The 16272-nt window shown below is 76.7% G+C and carries 14 protein-coding genes; 8 read left to right on the top strand and 6 right to left on the bottom strand.

The window, feature by feature from the left end:
- The first annotated feature begins 96 nt into the window (after positions 1–96).
- On the top strand, positions 97–504 hold the full coding sequence (locus tag QSJ97_RS05040; RefSeq protein ID WP_285670532.1) for a hypothetical protein: 408 nt from the start codon (positions 97–99) through the stop codon (positions 502–504).
- Positions 458–1102 (top strand): hypothetical protein, encoded by a 645-nt coding sequence (locus QSJ97_RS05035; protein WP_285670531.1) that lies wholly within the window; start codon positions 458–460, stop codon positions 1100–1102. Before QSJ97_RS05040 ends, QSJ97_RS05035 begins: the two co-directional genes overlap by 47 nt.
- A 2864-nt stretch (positions 1103–3966) precedes the next feature.
- Here QSJ97_RS05035 and QSJ97_RS05030 read toward each other — a convergent pair.
- Positions 3967–4935 (bottom strand): L-threonylcarbamoyladenylate synthase, encoded by a 969-nt coding sequence (locus QSJ97_RS05030; protein ID WP_285670530.1) that lies wholly within the window; start codon positions 4933–4935, stop codon positions 3967–3969.
- 99 nt (positions 4936–5034) lie between these two features.
- Between QSJ97_RS05030 and QSJ97_RS05025 the strand changes: the two genes are divergently transcribed.
- From QSJ97_RS05025 to QSJ97_RS05000, 6 genes are read left to right on the top strand one after another with little or no spacing between them, the layout of a single operon-like run.
- Positions 5035–6753 carry an acyl-CoA dehydrogenase family protein gene (locus tag QSJ97_RS05025; protein WP_285670529.1) on the top strand — a complete coding sequence of 573 codons (1719 nt, stop codon included), beginning with the start codon at positions 5035–5037 and terminating at the stop codon, positions 6751–6753.
- A complete protein-coding gene (locus QSJ97_RS05020) occupies positions 6750–7832 on the top strand; it encodes an MBL fold metallo-hydrolase (protein WP_285670528.1) in 1083 nt (360 codons plus the stop codon). Before QSJ97_RS05025 ends, QSJ97_RS05020 begins: the two co-directional genes overlap by 4 nt.
- Positions 7829–8329, top strand: coding sequence for a DUF6173 family protein (locus QSJ97_RS05015; protein ID WP_285670527.1), 501 nt, complete (start codon positions 7829–7831; stop codon positions 8327–8329). The genes QSJ97_RS05020 and QSJ97_RS05015 overlap by 4 nt, the downstream gene beginning before the upstream one ends.
- The gene (locus QSJ97_RS05010; protein WP_285670526.1) at positions 8326–8979 is read left to right on the top strand and encodes a 2-hydroxychromene-2-carboxylate isomerase; all 654 of its coding nucleotides are present in this window, start codon (positions 8326–8328) and stop codon (positions 8977–8979) included. The genes QSJ97_RS05015 and QSJ97_RS05010 overlap by 4 nt, the downstream gene beginning before the upstream one ends.
- Before the next feature lie 40 nt (positions 8980–9019).
- Positions 9020–9154, top strand: a complete 135-nt coding sequence (locus tag QSJ97_RS05005) for an aa3-type cytochrome c oxidase subunit IV (protein WP_285670525.1) — start codon at positions 9020–9022, stop codon at positions 9152–9154.
- 54 nt (positions 9155–9208) lie between these two features.
- Positions 9209–9799 carry a hypothetical protein gene (locus QSJ97_RS05000; RefSeq protein WP_285670524.1) on the top strand — a complete coding sequence of 197 codons (591 nt, stop codon included), beginning with the start codon at positions 9209–9211 and terminating at the stop codon, positions 9797–9799.
- Positions 9800–11553: 1754 nt separating this feature from the next.
- Here the strand turns inward: QSJ97_RS05000 and lpxK are convergent.
- The 5 genes from lpxK to QSJ97_RS04975 form a co-directional block, all read right to left on the bottom strand.
- Positions 11554–12573, bottom strand: coding sequence for a tetraacyldisaccharide 4'-kinase (gene lpxK / locus QSJ97_RS04995; RefSeq protein WP_285670523.1), 1020 nt, complete (start codon positions 12571–12573; stop codon positions 11554–11556).
- Positions 12573–13844: a 3-deoxy-D-manno-octulosonic acid transferase gene (locus QSJ97_RS04990; RefSeq protein ID WP_285670522.1), complete on the bottom strand. Its 1272-nt coding sequence runs from the start codon at positions 13842–13844 to the stop codon at positions 12573–12575. Before QSJ97_RS04990 ends, lpxK begins: the two co-directional genes overlap by 1 nt.
- Positions 13841–15313 carry a lysophospholipid acyltransferase family protein gene (locus QSJ97_RS04985; protein ID WP_285670521.1) on the bottom strand — a complete coding sequence of 491 codons (1473 nt, stop codon included), beginning with the start codon at positions 15311–15313 and terminating at the stop codon, positions 13841–13843. Before QSJ97_RS04985 ends, QSJ97_RS04990 begins: the two co-directional genes overlap by 4 nt.
- Before the next feature lie 52 nt (positions 15314–15365).
- Positions 15366–15614 carry a DUF4170 domain-containing protein gene (locus QSJ97_RS04980; RefSeq protein ID WP_285670520.1) on the bottom strand — a complete coding sequence of 83 codons (249 nt, stop codon included), beginning with the start codon at positions 15612–15614 and terminating at the stop codon, positions 15366–15368.
- An 89-nt stretch (positions 15615–15703) separates the two neighbouring features.
- On the bottom strand, positions 15704–15946 hold the full coding sequence (locus QSJ97_RS04975; protein WP_285670519.1) for a hypothetical protein: 243 nt from the start codon (positions 15944–15946) through the stop codon (positions 15704–15706).
- Between the last annotated feature and the right edge of the window lie 326 nt (positions 15947–16272).

Below are 16272 nucleotides of genomic sequence, written 5' to 3'. Positions count from 1 at the left end.
GCGCCCGGGCACCGGCGTCACCCGCCGCTTGCCAGCGCGCGCGCCTCGCCCCTAGGCTGTGGCCAAGAACAAGAACAGGATCGGGAGGATCGGACAATGCCCCGCGCATGCGCCGCGGCCGCGGTGGCCCTCTGGGCCGGGCTCGCGGGACCCGGCGGACCGGCTCCGGCCGGTGCCGAGGACTGGGCCCCGGGCGAACGCCTCACCTATGTCAACTGCGGCCGCTGCCACGTGATCGGCCCGCGCAACCGGATGGGCGGGATCGGCTCCACCCCCGGCTTCGCGGTGATCCGCACCTGGGCCGACTGGGAGGACAAGATGCGCGGCTTCTACGCCTACAACCCGCATCCCGCCTTCACCCAGGTCGCCGGCGTCACGGCGCCGTTCCCGGAGCACCGCCCCTCGCCGATCCACCCGATCGAGCTGACGCCGCAGGAGATCGAGGTGATCGTGGACTATGCCCGCGGCGTCGAGCCGGCCGATCTCGGCGCACCGATCCGCTGAGCCGCCCGCGCGCCGGGTCGCAGAGCGCATCGGCGGACGCAGTCGCCCCTCGCGGCACTCGAGCCAGCCGATCGAGCTGACGCCGGAGGAGATCGAGGTGGTCGTGTACTGTGCCCGCGGCATCGAGCCCGACGGTCTCCGCAAGGCCACCGCCCGCCGCCCGCCCGGCGCCGCCTGCACCGCCGCGCCCGTCACCGCAGAGGTTGCCGCGCCAGGCATCCCGCCCACGACCATGGCCACTGGCACGGACGTCACCGCGGATGCCGCCGTGTCCGACATTGCGCCCTCCAACACGCCAGCCGCCGCACCCGCCACTGCGGACGTCACCGAGGACGCTGCCGCGCCCACCACCACGGCCATCACCGCGTCCGACATTGCGCCCGACACCGCGCCATCCGCCGCACCCGGCACCGCGGACGTCACCGCACCCATCGTCGTCCCCGCGCCCGTCGCCGTCCCCGGCACCGCGGACGTCTCCGCGCCCGACATCGTGCCGACCGCCGCGCTCGACACCGCTTACCCTACCGGTGCCCGCGTCACGGACCTGCCGCCGCTGACGTCACCGAGACCCGCCGCCCGAACCCGGCGCGGCAGGTGAGGATTGCGAAACCGGATCGCCCAAGTCTGCCCGGCCGCCAGGCACGCCGCCGCAGGTGGCGGCCGCAATGCCGGGCGCACCCCCCGATGACCGCGATCCCGACAGCGCCAGCCACGACGGGCGTCCGGCGCACCCGGGCCGACGCCGCCAGCGCAGCGCTCCCCCACCTCCGCAAGGCCCGCGGTCGCCTGCCGCCTTGGCCGGCGCCGCCGCCGTCACCACGGCGCGATCCCGGAGTTCAACCCACACGGCAAGCGTCCGGCGCGGGAGCTGCCGGCCAGTTCCTCCCCGGTGACAGTCCCGGCACCGCAAACGACGACGCCGCCGACATGCTGGGCCGCAATGGGCGCCCATCAGAAGGCCCACAGCCCGCGCGGCGCTCACCCGCATCCGCATGGCCGGCAAACGCCCGAAGCCCTGTCCGGCGCGGCCGTCACTCACGGCGCTGTGCCTGGGACCGGCGCCGCAGGACGGTAATCGGGCGAGGGGGCTGCCGGCCCGCTCGTCCCCGGGAGCAGTCGCGGCACCGCAGATGGCGACGCCGCCGACATGCCCGGCCGCGATGGGAGCCCATCAGAAGCTCCACAGCCCGCGCAGCGCTCGCCCGCATCCGCATGGCCGGCATACGCCCGAAGCCCTGTCCGGCGCGGCCGCCATCCACGGCGCTGTGCCTGGGACCGGCGCCGCAGGACGGATATCGAGCGAGGGGGCTGCCGGCCCGCTCGTCCCCGGGACTAGTCGAGGCACCGCAGATGGCGACGCCGCCGACATGCCCGGCAGCGACGGGCGCGCGCCAGATGGTCCGCAACCCGCGCGGCGCCTGACCGCGTCCGCATGGCCGGCATGTGCCCGGAGCCTTGCCCAGCACAGCCGCCTTCACCACGGTGCAGTGCCCGAGAACGGCGGCGCAGGACGAGCATCCGGCGCGGGAGCGGCCGGCCCGCTCGTCCCCGGGAGCAGTCGCGGCACCGCAAACGACGACGCCGCCGACATGCTCGGCCGCAACGGGCGCGCGCCAGATGGTCCGCAACCCGCGCGGCGCCTGACCGCGTCCGCATGGCCGGCATGTGCCCGGAGCCTTGCCCAGCACAGCCGCCTTCACCACGGCGCAGTGCCCGAGAACGGCGGCGCAGGACGAGCATCCGGCGCGGGAGCGGCCGGCCCGCTCGTCCCCGGGAGCAGTCGCGGCACCGCAAACGACGACGCCGCCGACATGCTCGGCCGCAACGGGCGCGCGCCAGATGGTCCACAGCCCGCGCGGAGCTTGCCCACATCCGCACGGCCGGCGAGCGCCCGAAGCCTTGTCCGGCGCGGCCGCCATCCAAGGCACAGTGCCCGGGACCGGCGCCGCAGGACGGATATCCGGTGCGGGAGCGGCCGGCCCGCTCGTCCCCGGTAGCAGTCGCTGTACCGCAAATGGCGGCGACGCCGACACCGCCAGCCGCCATGAGCGCCGACCCGCAGGGCATGGCCTGCGTGGCGCTTGCCCGGCATCCGCAGGACCGGCGAACGCCCGCAGCCATGCCCCGCGTCGCTGGTGACGCCGATGCCGACGGGCCATCCGACATGAGCGGCCCACCGGCCGACCGCGGCCCAGGCGGCGCCCGCCAGCGCCCACATGGCCGACATTCCCGCTGCCCCGGCCGGCGCCGCTGGTGGCAACGATGCCGACTGGCCATCCGGCATGGACGCCACGCCGTTCGGGCGCGGCCTGCGCCGCGCCCGCTCGATTCCACGGCGCAGAGGATGGCCCTGGGCCTTGGCTGGCGCAGCAGCCGTCGCCTGAGCGCGGCGCGCGGGAACGGCGGCACTGGGCCGGCCGTCATGGCAGCTGTCACCCCTGCGACGGGCCGATGCCACGGGTGGAGACGATCCCGCGCGGCGATCCGGCCTCGCCCCCCGCGGACGGAGCCTGCGCGCCGGCCGTCCGCGCCCGCATGGCAGGTGTTCGTCCAAGGTCTTGGCCGGCGCTGCGGCCTTCACCCCGGTGCAATGCCCGGGATCGGCGCCGCAAGGCGGGCATCTGGTGCAGGGAGCTGTCCGCCGGGCCGCCCTCGGTGACGGGCGCGGCGATGCTGGTGGCCACGATGCCGACATGGCCGGCCGCGATGGGTGACCCGTTGATCGGGCACGGCCATTGCGGCGCCCGCTCGCCTCGGAGGGGCGGTCGATGGCCCGCAGCCTTGGCTGGCGCCGCGGATGGCGGCGATCCGACGCGGGTATCCGGCATGAGCGCCCGGCAGATCGGGGGCAGCCTGCGCGGAGGCCGTCGGCATCCACCTGGCCGGCGATCGGCCGCAGTCTCGGCTGGCGCTGCGGCCGTTGCCCCGGCGCAGTGCCTAGGTCAGGCGGCGCGGGGCGGGTGTCCGGCGCGGATGCCGTCAGACGGGTCGTGACTTGCGGCGGGCGCGGCGGTGCGGGGGGCGGCGGGGCCGGTCTCGCCGTCGGGCATGGGTGTCGTGCCGGGAGGTCGGGGTTTGCGCGGGGCCCGGCCGGGGCCGCCGGCGGGGGGCGTGCGGCTCGGTCCCGCGGCGCGGCGGCGCGGGTGGGTGGTCGTTGGTCGCGCGGACGGGGCCGTGTGTCGGCACCGGGGCACGCGGCTCGGTCCCGCGGTGAGGCGGCGCGGGCGGGCCGGTCGTTGATCGCGTGGCCGAGGCCGTGCGCCGGCACCGGGGCGTGCGGCTCGGTCCCGCGGTGCGGCGGCGCGGGCCAGACGGTTGTTGATCGTGCGGCCGAGGCCAAATGTCGGCACCGGGGGGCCCGGCTCGGTCCCGCGGCGCGGCGGCGCGGGTGGGCGGTCGTTGGTCGCGCGGCCGGGGCCGTGTGTCGGCACCGGGGCGCGGCTCAGTACCGGGGCGCGCGGCTCAGTCCCGCGGTGCGGCGGCGCGGGCGAGCCGGTCGTTGATGGCGCGGCCGAGGCCGTGTGCCGGGACCGGGGCGACGGCGATCACGCCAGCTCCGCCCATCGCGCGGTCGAGCGCCCGCAGATGGCCGAAGAGATTGGCCGCCGCCTCGGCGAGATCGCCGCTCCCGGAGAGCGTCAGCGCCGGCCCCTCGAGCCCGGCCGGCAGCGGCCCGAAGCCGAGCCAGCCCTCGCCCGGCCGCGGCGCCGCCGCGCCGAGCCGGAGCCGCGCGCCCGGCGCGTAGTGGCTGGCGAGCTGGCCGGGCGCGCGGATCGCCGCCGCCTCGCCGGCGAGGCCGAGCGGCGCGCCGAGCGCCGCCTCCAGCGCCTCGAGCGACAGCCCGCCGGGGCGCAGCAGCACCGCGCCGCCATCGGGCTCCACCGCGACGATGCTCGATTCGAGCCCGACCGCGCAGGGCCCGGCATCGAGCACCGCGGCGATGCGCCCGTCGAGCCCCTCGAGCACATGCGCCGCGGTGGTCGGGCTGACCTTGCCGGAGGGATTGGCCGAGGGCGCCGCCACCGGCCGCCCGGCCGCGCGCAGCAGCGCCGCCGCCACCGGATGCGCCGGCACCCGCAGCGCCACCGTCGGCAGCCCGGCCATCACCGCCGGGGCCACCGGCGCCCCGGGCCGGAGCGGCGCGACCAGCGTCAGCGGCCCCGGCCAGAACGCCGCGGCGAGCCGGCGCGCGCCCTCCGGCAGCACCGCGATGCGCGCCGCCGCGGCGAGATCCGGCAGGTGCAGGATCAGCGGGTTGTGCCGCGGCCGGCCCTTGGCGGCATAGAGCCGCGCCACCGCCGCGGCATCGCCGCCATCGGCGCCGAGGCCATAGACCGTCTCGGTCGGGAAGGCGACGAGCTGCCCGGCGCGCAGCAGCGCCGCCGCCGCCGCGATGCCGCTCTCCTCCGGCCCGAGCCGCCGCGTCTCCATCGCCGATCCCCGTCCTTCGCTTGCCCTCCGCGACATGCGCGAGATATTCCCTCTAGACCCGCCGGGGACCACCGGCAAGCATGCCGCAGGGAGGACCGGATGAGCTACACCGCACCGATCGCCGAGATGGGCTTCCTCGCCGATCTGCTCGGCCAGCCCCGCCTCGCCGCGACCGCGCGCTTCGCCGAGGCCACCGCCGAGACCCGCCAGGCGATCCTCGGCGAGGCCGGCCGCCTCGCCGGCGAGCTGCTGGCGCCGCTCAACGCCGCCGGCGACCGCCACCCGGCGCGGCTCGAGAACGGCGTGGTGCGCTGCCCGCCGGGCTATGCCGAGGGCTACCGCGCGATCGCCGAGGGCGGCTGGATCGGCCTCGTCGCCGGGCCCGAGCATGGCGGCATGGCGCTGCCGCAGAGCTTCGCGGTGATGGTCAACGAGATGCTCGCCGGGGCCTGCCTGTCGCTCTCGCTCTGCCCGCTGATGAGCCAGGGCCAGATCGAGGCGCTGGAGGCGCATGCCTCGGACGAACTCAAGGCCCGCTTCCTGCCGCCGCTGATCGAGGGCCGCTGGACCGGCACGATGAACCTCTCCGAGCCGCAGGCCGGCTCCGATGTCGGCGCGCTGACCACCCGGGCCGAGCCGAACCCCGACGGCAGCCATGCGATCACCGGGCAGAAGGTCTGGATCTCCTGGGGCGACCACGACGTCGCCGAGAACATCGTGCACCTGGTGCTGGCGCGGCTGCCGGACGCGCCGGCCGGCACCAAGGGCATCAGCCTCTTCGCCGTGCCGAAGTTCCTGCCCACCCCGGAGGGCGCGCCGGGCCGGCGCAACGCGGTCCAGACCGTCAGCCTCGAGGAGAAGCTCGGCCTGCACGGCTCGCCGACCTGCGTGCTCGCCTATGAGGGCGCCACCGGCTGGATGGTCGGCGGGCCCAACCGGGGGCTGGCGGCGATGTTCACGATGATGAACAACGCGCGGCTCGGCGTCGGCGTCGAGGGGCTGGCGGTGGCCGAGGCGGCCACCCAGCGCGCCGTCGCCTATGCGCTGGAGCGCCGCCAGGGAACCACCCCGGACGGCAGCGCCGCGATCGCCGGCCATGCCGATGTGCGCCGGATGCTCTTCACCATGCGCGGGCTTACCGCCGCGGCGCGGGCGATCTGCTACGACTGCGCGCTCTCGATCGACCTTGCAAAGGCGGCGGAGACCGAGGCCGAGCGCGCCGCCCATGCCGCCCGCGCCGCCGCGCTCACGCCGATCGCCAAGGCCTTCGGCACCGATACCGGCATCGAGGTGGCCGGGCTCGGCATCCAGGTGCATGGCGGCGTCGGCTATGTCGAGGAGACCGGGGCGGCGCAGCTGCTGCGCGATGTCCGGGTCACCGCGATCTACGAGGGCACCAACGGCATCCAGGCGATGGATCTGGTCGGCCGCAAGCTCTCGCTCGACGGCGGCGCCGCGGTCGGCGCGCTGATCGGCGAGGCCGAGGCCACCGCCGCGGCGCTCGCGGCGGCCGGCGAGGCGGCGCTCGGGGCCGCGCTGGCCGATGCCGCCGCCGCCGCCCGCGAGGCCACCGCCTGGATGCTGGCGGCCGGCGCCATCAACGACCGTTTCGCCGGCGCCACCCCCTATCTCAAGATGATGGCGCTGCTGCTCGGCGGCCATCACCTCGCCCGCGCCGCGCTGGCCGAGCCGGGCCGGCGCCCGCTGGCGGCGTTCTTCCTGATGCAGCTGCTGCCGCGCGCCCGGGCCGAGGCCGCGGCCGCGGTGCAGGGCGCCGGGCCGCTCTATGCGCTGCCGGCCGAGGCGCTCGGGGCATGAGCGCCTCCGCCCCTGCTGCTGCCGCCGCCGTCACCGCCGCCAGCCGCCGCCTCGAGCTCGACCCGCCGGAGACCGGCGCCGCGGTGGAGATCGCCGAGGGCGTGCTCTGGGCCCGCCTGCCGCTGCCCTTCAAGGGGCTGCCGGTGATCAATGTCTATGCGCTCGACGAGGGCGACGGCTGGACCCTGGTCGATACCGGGCTCGACTGGGAGGCCGGCCGCGCGGCGCTGGCGGCGCTGCTCGCCGGGCCGCTGGCCGGGCGCCCGGTGACGCGGGTGATCCTGACCCACCACCACCCGGACCATATCGGCCAGGCCGGCCGCCTCGCCGCCACCGGCGCCGAGCTGCTCGCCAGCCGCACCGCCTGGCTGTTCGGCCGGATGCTGACCCTCGACGCGCAGGAGCGCCCGCCCGAGGAGGCGATCCGCTTCCGCCGCCGCGCCGGGCTCGACGCCGACCAGCTCGCCGCCTTCGTCGCCGAGCGCCCGTTCAACTTCGCCGACACGGTGGCGCCGATCCCGCTCGGCTTCCGCGCGCTGGCCGAGGGCGACCGGCTCGCCGCCGGCGGCCGCGACTGGCGGGTGCGGATCGGCCAGGGCCACGCGCCGGACCATGTCACGCTGTGGTCGGAGGACGGCGCGCTGATGCTGGCGGGAGACCAGATCCTGCCGGCGATCTCGCCCAATATCGGCGTCTATCCGACCGAGCCCGAGGCCGATCCGCTGACCGGCTTCCTCGATACCTGCGCCCGCTTCCGCGCGCTCGGCGAGGCCGGCGCCGACCCGCTGGTGCTGCCCGGCCACCAGCGCCCGTTCCGCGGCGTCGGGCGCCGCGCCGGCACGCTGATCGAGGGCCATGCCCAGGCGCTGACGCGCATCGAGGCGGCGCTGGCCGAGGCGCCGCGCTCCGCCGTCGGGCTGTTCGGCGCGATCTACCGCCGGCCGATCGCCGCCGCCGAGACCGGGCTGGCGCTGGCCGAGGCGGTGGCCCACTGCAATTACCTCTGGCATTCCGGCCGGGTCTCCCGCAGCCTGTCCGCCGAGGGTGCCTGGCTCTACGCCCTCGAGGAGGCCGCATGACCGATCGACCGACGCTGAAGCCCGAGGCCCGCGCCGTCCGCACCGATTGCAACGAGGGCGACTGCGCCGAGAACCAGCCGCTGCCGGAGGCCATCGCGCGCGGCCAGGCAAACCAGAAATCCCCTGCCGAATGGGCCTATCTGCGGCTCGCGCTCTACCTGCGCAAGTTCGAGGAGCAGCTCGATTCCGAGCACGAGGTCGGCATCGGCGTCGCCGGTTCCGAGGCCGGCGCGCTGCACATCCGCGGCGTCGGCTATTTCGCGCCGGATCTCGTCACCTTCTACGGGCTCGACCAGCACGGCGCGAAGACCCAGCTGATCCAGCATGTCAGCCAGCTCAACGTGATGCTGAAGGCGGTGCCGAAACAGGCCGAGACCGCCGAGCGCATCGGCTTCCAGCTCGCCAGCCGGATCGAGGCCGACGGCGAGGCCGAGGCAGCCGCGGCGGGCGGCGAGGGCGGGGCGGGCGGCGGGGAGGCCGGGGCGGCAGCGGGATGAGCGCGCCGCTCGGCTTCTGGTTCGAGTTCGCCTCGAGCTATTCCTACCCCGCCGCGATGCGCATCGGCGATGCCGCCGCCGCCGCCGGGGTGGCGCTGTCCTGGCAGCCCTTCCTGCTCGGCCCGATCTTCGCGGCGCGCGGCTGGCGCGACAGCCCGTTCAACATCTACCCCGACAAGGGCCGCTACATGTGGCGCGACCTCGAGCGGATCTGCGCCGCCGAGGGGCTGCCGCTGGCCCGGCCGGCGCGCTTCCCGGCGAACTCGCTGCTTGCCGCCCGGGTCGCCGTCGCCGGCGCCGGCGCGGCCTGGCTGCCGGGCTATGTGCGCGCGGTCTATGCCGCCGGGTTCGGCCGCGGCGCCGACATCGCCGATCCCGCCGTGCTGGCCGAGGCGCTGGCCGAGGCGGGCGCCCCGGCGGCGCTGCTGGAGGCCGCGGAGGACCCCGCGGTGAAGGGCCGGCTGCGGGCGCAGACCGCCGCGGCCGAGGCGTGCGGCATCTTCGGCGCGCCGAGCTTCACCGTCGGCGAGGGCGCCGCGCCCGAGCTGTTCTGGGGGCATGACCGGATGGCCGACGCGATCGCCTGGGCCGGGCAGGGCGAGATGCCGCATCGCGCGCCCCGGTTGCAGCCCGCGCCGCCTCGGGTATAACCCGGAAGACAGGCACCGCCGCGCAGCAGGGGAGACGAACATGGCCGCCTACCAGCACGGATCGCAGGACCCGACGCCGCATCAGAAGGTGTTCGAGGGCTTTCTCAAGGCCGCGGCCATCGTCGCCGCCGCCAGCATCTTCATCCTGATCGTGCTCGCCTTCGTCGGCACCTGAGCCGGACCGGCCCGCCGGCGGCGGGCGCGGTCCCGGCCCGGCAGGCTGGCGGCGATGACGGTCGTCAATTTCGACTTCGCGGTGCGCGGCAAGCGCTCGCCCCGGCTGGTCAGCCCGGCCGCGGTGGCGCGCGCCAATGCCAGGGCGAGGATCCCCGGCAAGCGGGTGCTCGGCTTCACCCGCGTGCGGTTCGGATACTACGACCCGCAGCTCAGCTGGAGCGTGGCCCGGACCGCCGATCCGAAATGGATCATGATGTCGCTGGTGCAGGTCAACTGCGCGGCGGAGCTGATGCTCGACATCCAGATCGCCGCCAACATCGCCCGCGGCTCGCCCTGCTTCGCCCATGTGCTGGCCCACGAGCGCCAGCATTTCGACATCTGGCGCCGCGGCATGTCCGGGCGCAAGGCGCGCATCGGCGCCGATATCCGCAAGCGGCTGCTGACCTATTTCAGGAGCCCGCGGCGGGTGCCGGCGGCCGACGAGACGATCATCCGCTCGGATTACCAGGGCATCGTCTGGCAGATCGCGAAGGACACTGTCGAGGCCCATGCCCGCAAGGTGCGCATCGCCTCGCTGAAGATCCACACCCCGGCCGAGCTGGCCGAGACCAACCGCATCTGCGCCGCCCACCTCGCCCCCTGAACGCCGCCGCCGGCGTGGTGCGCGCGCCGGAACCCCGGAACGCCAGACGCAGGACCGCGGGCGCCAGAACGCCGGATGCAGGACCGCAGGCGCAGCACGGCGGACGCAGGACGGCGGGTGCAGGGCCATGGGCGCAGGATGGCGGGCGCAGGACCGCGGGCGCAGGATCGCGGGCGCAACACGGCGGATGCAGGACGGCGGACGCAAAAAAGGCGGGCGCCAGGGGCGCCCGCCAGTCGGAACAGGGCTACTGTTCAGAGGGACATTGAACGCAGTCTGACAGGTCAGTGTGGCCGAAGAAAGACGCATACATGCCGAAATCGTGACGCACCCGCAGAAACCCCGGTCCGCCCCCCCCCGACAGCGCCGCCATCACCGCCGCCCAGGCGCCCGTCCGATCCCCCACCGGCACCGCCCACACCGCCGCCAGCGCGCCATCGAGCGGCACCCGACCCTGTGCCTCGAGCCGCAGACAGATACGCGACGGAAACAGGGCGCATCCGCCCACGTGCCGGTCCGGTCGCCCGCCCGCCGAAGCCGGCGCTCCCGCCGCCAGCGCACCATCGAACGGCGCCCGGTCGGCAGGCACCAGCCGCAGACAGATAGGCGCCGGAACGGGGCGCACCCGCTCGGGCGCACGTCCGGTCCCCAGCCGTGGTCAGCAGCACCGCCGCCGGCGCGGCGCCGAGCGACGCCCGCTCCGCCGTCCCCAGCCGCAGACAGCTGCGCGCCGGAACAGGGCGCTGGCCCCAATCCGGCCCCCGCCGGAACAGGGCGCACCCGCTCGGGCGCACGTCCGGTCCCCTGCCGTGGTCAGCAGCACCGCCGCCGGTGCGGCGCCGAGCGACGCCCGCTCCGCCGGCTCCAGACGCAGGCGTATGCGCGCCGGAAGCGAGGCACGCCCGGGCGGGCATCCGGTCTCCTGACGGCGCCCCCAGCACTGCCGCCAGCGCAGCGTCGAGAGGCGCCCGATCCTCCAGCACGGGCCGCAGGCGGACACCTGGCGGAAGCTGGGCGTGCCCGCTCGGGCGCCGGTCCGGTCTCCCAACGGCACCGCAAGCACCGCCGCCAGTGCGACATCAAGCGGCACCCGGTCCAACGGGTTCGGCCGGAGGCGGATAGACGCCGGAAGGAAGGCGCCGGCTCAGGCGCCAATCCGGTCCTCCGCCGGCACTGCCAGCACCACCGCCCGCGCGGCATCGAGCGTCGCGCGGTCCACCGGCGCCAGCCGCAGGCGGATACGCGCCGGAAGCGGAGCGCGCCCGCTCGGGCTCCGGTCCGGTCTCCCGACGGCGCCGGCAGCAGCGCCGCCGCCGTGCCATCGTGCGGCACCCGGTCCGGCCGCTCCGGTCGCAGGCAGATCCGTGCCGCAAGGAAGGCGCGCCCGCTCAGGTGCTCGTCCGGTCACCTGACGGCGCTGGCAGCAGCGCCGCCGCCGTGGCATCGAGCGGCGCTCGGTCAACCGGCCCGAGCCGCGGGCGGATGCGCGCAGGAAGCGGGGCGCGCACGCTCGGGCGCCGGGCCGGTCGCCCGCCGGCGCGGGCAGCACCGGCGCGGGGGCGGCGTCGAGCGGGGCCCGGTCCGGCGGCTCCGGTCGCAGGCGGAGCCGCGTCGGAAGCGGAGCGCGCCTGCTCGGGCGCCGGTTCGGTATCCCGACGGCGCCGGCATCACCAGCGCCAGCGCGGCATCGAGCGGGGGCGGGTCAGCCGGCTCCGGCCGCAGGTGGATACCTGCCGCAAGGCAGGTGCGTCCGTTCAGGCGCCGGGCCGGTCTCCCGCCGGGGCGGGCAGCACCGCGGCGAGGGCGGCGTCGAGCGGGGCCCAGTCCAGCGGCTCGAGCCGGACCGGCAGCGCCATCACCTCGCGGCGCCAGCGCTCGGGCAGGCGCACCGCGTCCTTCTCGGTGGTGACCAGCATCGCGCCCTGCCCGCGCGCCGCGCGCAGCAGCCGGCGCAGAACCGCCTCGGGATAGGCGTGATGGTCGGGGAAGCCATGCGTCTCGCGCAGCTCGGCGCCGAGCCCGGCCAGGGTCTCGAAGAACTTGGCCGGCCGGCCGATCCCGGCGAAGGCGACCACCGGCATGCCGCCGAGATCGAGCCCGGTATGGGGCGGGCGCAGCTCGGCCTCGGCGAGCGGCAGGCCGGCGAGCTCGGGCCAGGCGGCGCGGGCGGCGGCGCGGGCGCCCGGCGGCCCGATCAGCACCGCCAGCCCGGCGCGGGCGAGGCCGGTCTCGAGCGGCTCGCGCAGCGGCCCGGCAGGGATCACCCGGCCATTGCCGAAGCCGGCGCCGGCATCCACCGCGAGGATCGTCAGGTCCTTCGCCAGCGAGGGGTTCTGCGCGCCGTCGTCGAGCAGCACCAGCCCGGCCCCCGACGCCGCCGCCGCCGCCGCCCCGGCGCCGCGGTCGCGGGCGATCCAGGTCGGCGCGGTCTCGGCCAGCAGCAGCGGCTCGTCGCCGACATCCGCCGCGCTGTCGGCGCGCGGATCGACCCGGTGCGGTCCGCGGAGCCGCCCGCCATGGCCGCGGCTGACGATCGCCGGGGCATGGCCCGCCGCCGCCAGCCGCGCCGCCAGCGCCAGCACCAGCGGGGTCTTGCCGGCGCCGCCCGCGGTCAGGTTGCCGATGCAGATCACCGGCACCGGCGCGCGGCCGGGGCGCGTGCGCAGCGCCCGGAGCCAGCCGCCGAGGCGCCAAAGGAGGCTCGCCGGGGCCAGCAGCCGCGCCGCCAGGCCGGGCGCCCGGCGCGGGGCGGACCAGAAGCCGGGCGCCCGCATCAGCGCGCCGCCAGCGCCAGCAGCCGCGCCGCCAGCGCCGCCAGGTCCGGCGTCAGTTCGCGGCGCACCCGGCCCGCCGCGGCGGCCATCGCGCCGCGCGCGCCGTCATCCTCGAGCAGCCGCGCCACCGCCCGGGCCAGCGCCGGGGCACCGTCGACCGGCTCGGCCCCGCCGGCCTCGGCCAGCGCGGCATAGGCCGGGGCGAAATTGGCGGTGTCCGGCCCGTGCAGGATCGCCGCGCCGAAGGCGGCCGGCTCGAACGGGGTGTGCCCGCCGCGCGGCGCCAGCGAGCCGCCGACGAAGACCACCGGGGCCAGCGCGTACCAGAGCCCCATCTCGCCGAGGGTGTCGGCCAGCCAGACCCGGGTGGCGGGGCCCGGGGCCTCGCCGGCGCTGCGCCGCGCGGTCGCCAGCCCGGCCTCGGCGAGCAGCCCGGCCACCGCGTCGCCGCGCTCGGGATGGCGCGGCGCCAGGATCGCCAGCACGTCCTCCGGCAGCGCCTGCTGCGCCGCGGCCACCGCCGCCTCCTCGCCCTCATGGGTCGAGGCGGCGAGCCAGACCCGGCGCCCGGCCAGCGCCGCGCGCGCCTCGGCCAGCGCCTGCGGCGGCGGCGCCGGCGGCACCACCGCGCCCTTCAGGTTGCCGCCGGCGGAGATCCGCTCCGGCGCCACGCCGAGCCCGGCGAGCCGCGCCGCGCTGGCCTCGTCCTGGGTCAGCACTAGCGCATAGAGCCCGAGGATCCGCGCCGCCATGCCGCGCGCCCGCCCCCAGGCCCGGGCGCTCGCCGCCGAGACGCGGGCATTGACCAGCGCCATCGGCGTGCCGGCCCGCGCGGTCTCCAGCATCAGCCGCGGCCAGAACTCGCTCTCGAGCCAGATCGCGAGATCCGGCCGCCAGTGGGAGAGGAAGCCGCGCACCGCCGCGCGGGTGTCGACCGGGGCATACTGGTGCCGCGCCCGCGCCGGCAGCCGCGGGCCGATCGCCTCGGCGGCGCTGCGGGTGCCGGTGGTCAGCAGCACCTCGAGCGCCGGGTCGGCAGCCAGCAGCGCCTCGATCAGCGGCAGCGCCGAGGCCGCCTCGCCGACGCTGGCGCCGTGCAGCCACACCAGCCGCCCCTCGGGGCGCGGCAGGCCGGGGCTGCCGAGCCGCTCGCCGAGCCGGGCGATGTCCTCCTTGCCGCGGGCGGCACGGCGCGCCAGCAGGCGCCGGGCCAGCGGATCGGCCAGCACGCTGGCGGCGAGATAGAGCGGCAGGAACACCGAGACCCTCATGGCGCCGGCGGCCTCTTCGGCGCAGGCGCGGGCGGCGCAGGCTCGGCCGGCTCCGGCCCGGGCTCGGACGGCTCGGGCGCAAGCCCGGTCGGCGCGGGCCCGGTCGGCTCGGTCGGCACGGGATCGGGTTCGGACGGCTCGGGCGCAGGCTCGGGTTCCGGCTTCGGCTCGGGCTCGGGCGACTCGGGTGCAAGCTCGGGCTCCGGCTCGAGCTCTGGCTCGGTCGGCGCAGGCGCGGGCTTGGCCGGCTCGGGCTCGGCCGGCACGGGCTCGGTCGGCGCGGGATCGGTCGGCGCGGGATCGGTCGGCGCGGGATCGGTTTCGGGCGCAAGCTCGGGTTCCGGCTTCGGCACAAGCTCGGGTTCCGGCGACTCTGGCGCAAGCTCGGTCGGCATGGGTTCGGGTTCGGGCGCAAGCTCGGGCTCGGGCGGCTCTGGCGCAAACCCGGTTGGCTCGGGATCGGGTTCGGGCGCAAGCTCCGGCTCCTGCTCGGGCTCGGTCGGCCCGGACGCGAGCCCGGTCGGCGCGGGCTCGGACAGCTCGGGCGCAAGCTCGGGCTCTGGCTCGGTCGGCTCGGGCACAGGCTCCGGCTCGGGCACAGGCTCCGGCTCGGGCACAAGCTCCGGCTCGGGCACAGGCTCCGGCTTGGGCACAAGCTCCGGCTCGGGCACAAGCTCCGGCTCGGGCGCAAGCTCCCGCGCGGGCGGCTCGGGCGGCACCGGCGTGCGGCCGCAGAGCCGGTCGGCGCGGTCCGTCGCCTCGGTCAGCGCCGCCTCGATCGCCGCGAGGAAGCGCGCCTCGGCCGCCGGGTCCGCCGCCATCTCCGCCGCGCTCGGCGGGTGCTGCACGACGCCGTAGACCTCGACGCCGCGGGTGAAGGGCAGCGGCACCAGGAACCGGTCCCAGCTCGGCGCCAGCCAGCCGCGGCGCACCGAGAAGGCCAACGGCACCACCGGGCTCCGGGTCATCACCGCGAGCCGCGCGACGCCGGCCTGGGCGCGCATCCGCGGCCCGCGCGGCCCGTCCGGGGTGATCGCCACCACCGCCCCCCGGGCCAGCCCGTCGCGCGCCGCCATCGTCACCTCGACGCCGCCCTTGTCGCGCCGCTTGACCCGGTCATAGGTCGAGCCGCGGATCGAGACGACGCCGAAGCGCGCCACGATCGCCGCGATCAGCTCGCCGTCGCGGTTGTTGGAGATCACCGCCAGGGTCTCGCGCCCGGGCGGCGGCCAGGTCGGCGACAGGAACAGCCGTCCGTGCCAGATCGCCGCGACCACACCGACCGGCCGGTCGAGCTGGCCGGCGAAGCTCTCCCAGCCCTCGACCTGCCAGCGGCAGGTGGCGCGCACCAGGCGGATATAGCCGGCGCCGAGCCGCGCCAGCAGCGCCAGCCCGAGCCGCGAGCCCCGGATCCGGCGCAGCAGCCCGCTGCGCCGCCGCCGGCCGGGCGCGCTGCCGCCGGCGCTCACCGCGCGGCGCCCGCCAGGCAGCGGGCCGGAGCCGGCCGGCGCATAGCCCGGCTCAGCGCTCGAGCGCCTCGGGCTCGGCGCTGGCCTCCAGCTCCTCGTCGCGCAGGCGGTGCAGATGGGCGATGAAGTAGCGCATATGCGCATTGTCGACCGAGCGCTGCGCCGCGGCCTTCCAGGCGTCATGGGCGCTCGCATAGTCGGGATAGAACCCGACCACCTCGAGATCCTTGACGTCCTTGAACTTGGTCTTCGACGGGTCGACGAGCTCGCCGCCGAAGACGAGATGCAGGCGGGACGGCATGCGGGCCTCCATGTTGGCTTCGCGCGCACCCTAGCCGGCGCGCCCGGGCAGTCAAGGCCGTTGCTGCGGCGCAATGCGGCAGCGGCCGGTCAGAGCCCGGTCTCGGCCTCCTCGCGCGCCAGCCAGCCCGGGCCGCGGGCCGCGGCGCGCGCCCGCGCCGCCCGGGTCGGGCCGAGCAGCAGATAGAGCGCCAGCGCCAGCGGCGGCGAGATCAGCAGCGCCAGCGCCAGCGCCGCCCATCCATCGCGCCCGCGGGCCCGGGCGACGAGCCCGACCGCGGCGGCGCATCCGGCCCAGAGGGCGAGCGACAGCGGCATGGCGGCCTCCTGCATGGCGGTCTCCCCCGGACACTAGCAGCCGCAGCCCGCCCCCGTCACCGCCCCGCAACCGCAACAGGTCCGCTGCCGCCGGTCCGGCGCCGCAGGATCGGAGCAGCAGGACCTTGGCCGCAAGGCCATGGCCGCAGGGCCGCAGGCGCACGCTCGAAGCCGTGAGACGACGACGGCAGGCACCGAACCACGGCACCGGAACCGCAGGAGCGAAATCAAAGGGTCGAAGCCACAGCCCCGAGGCCACAGCGTCGGAACCACAGGGCCGAAACCGCAGGATCAGGGCCGCAGGACCGCGACCACAGGGTCGGAACCAAAGGATCGAAGCC

The sequence above is a fragment of the Paralimibaculum aggregatum genome (assembly GCF_030270585.1).
GTDB lineage: Bacteria > Pseudomonadota > Alphaproteobacteria > Rhodobacterales > Rhodobacteraceae > Thermohalobaculum > Thermohalobaculum aggregatum.
Note: the sequence above shows the minus strand (reverse complement) of the source record. Positions and strands in the feature narration are given on the sequence as shown.

What these genes read in the sequence shown, in the direction of transcription:
- QSJ97_RS05040 (WP_285670532.1), top strand. Translation starts at nt 97, where the DNA reads ATGCCCCGCGCATGCGCCGCGGCCGCGGTGGCCCTCTGGGCCGGGCTC.
- QSJ97_RS05035 (WP_285670531.1), top strand. Translation starts at nt 458, where the DNA reads ATGCCCGCGGCGTCGAGCCGGCCGATCTCGGCGCACCGATCCGCTGAG.
- QSJ97_RS05030 (WP_285670530.1), bottom strand. Translation starts at nt 4,935, where the DNA reads ATGGAGACGCGGCGGCTCGGGCCGGAGGAGAGCGGCATCGCGGCGGCG.
- QSJ97_RS05025 (WP_285670529.1), top strand. Translation starts at nt 5,035, where the DNA reads ATGAGCTACACCGCACCGATCGCCGAGATGGGCTTCCTCGCCGATCTG.
- QSJ97_RS05020 (WP_285670528.1), top strand. Translation starts at nt 6,750, where the DNA reads ATGAGCGCCTCCGCCCCTGCTGCTGCCGCCGCCGTCACCGCCGCCAGC.
- QSJ97_RS05015 (WP_285670527.1), top strand. Translation starts at nt 7,829, where the DNA reads ATGACCGATCGACCGACGCTGAAGCCCGAGGCCCGCGCCGTCCGCACC.
- QSJ97_RS05010 (WP_285670526.1), top strand. Translation starts at nt 8,326, where the DNA reads ATGAGCGCGCCGCTCGGCTTCTGGTTCGAGTTCGCCTCGAGCTATTCC.
- QSJ97_RS05005 (WP_285670525.1), top strand. Translation starts at nt 9,020, where the DNA reads ATGGCCGCCTACCAGCACGGATCGCAGGACCCGACGCCGCATCAGAAG.
- QSJ97_RS05000 (WP_285670524.1), top strand. Translation starts at nt 9,209, where the DNA reads ATGACGGTCGTCAATTTCGACTTCGCGGTGCGCGGCAAGCGCTCGCCC.
- lpxK (WP_285670523.1), bottom strand. Translation starts at nt 12,573, where the DNA reads ATGCGGGCGCCCGGCTTCTGGTCCGCCCCGCGCCGGGCGCCCGGCCTG.
- QSJ97_RS04990 (WP_285670522.1), bottom strand. Translation starts at nt 13,844, where the DNA reads ATGAGGGTCTCGGTGTTCCTGCCGCTCTATCTCGCCGCCAGCGTGCTG.
- QSJ97_RS04980 (WP_285670520.1), bottom strand. Translation starts at nt 15,614, where the DNA reads ATGCCGTCCCGCCTGCATCTCGTCTTCGGCGGCGAGCTCGTCGACCCG.
- QSJ97_RS04975 (WP_285670519.1), bottom strand. Translation starts at nt 15,946, where the DNA reads ATGCAGGAGGCCGCCATGCCGCTGTCGCTCGCCCTCTGGGCCGGATGC.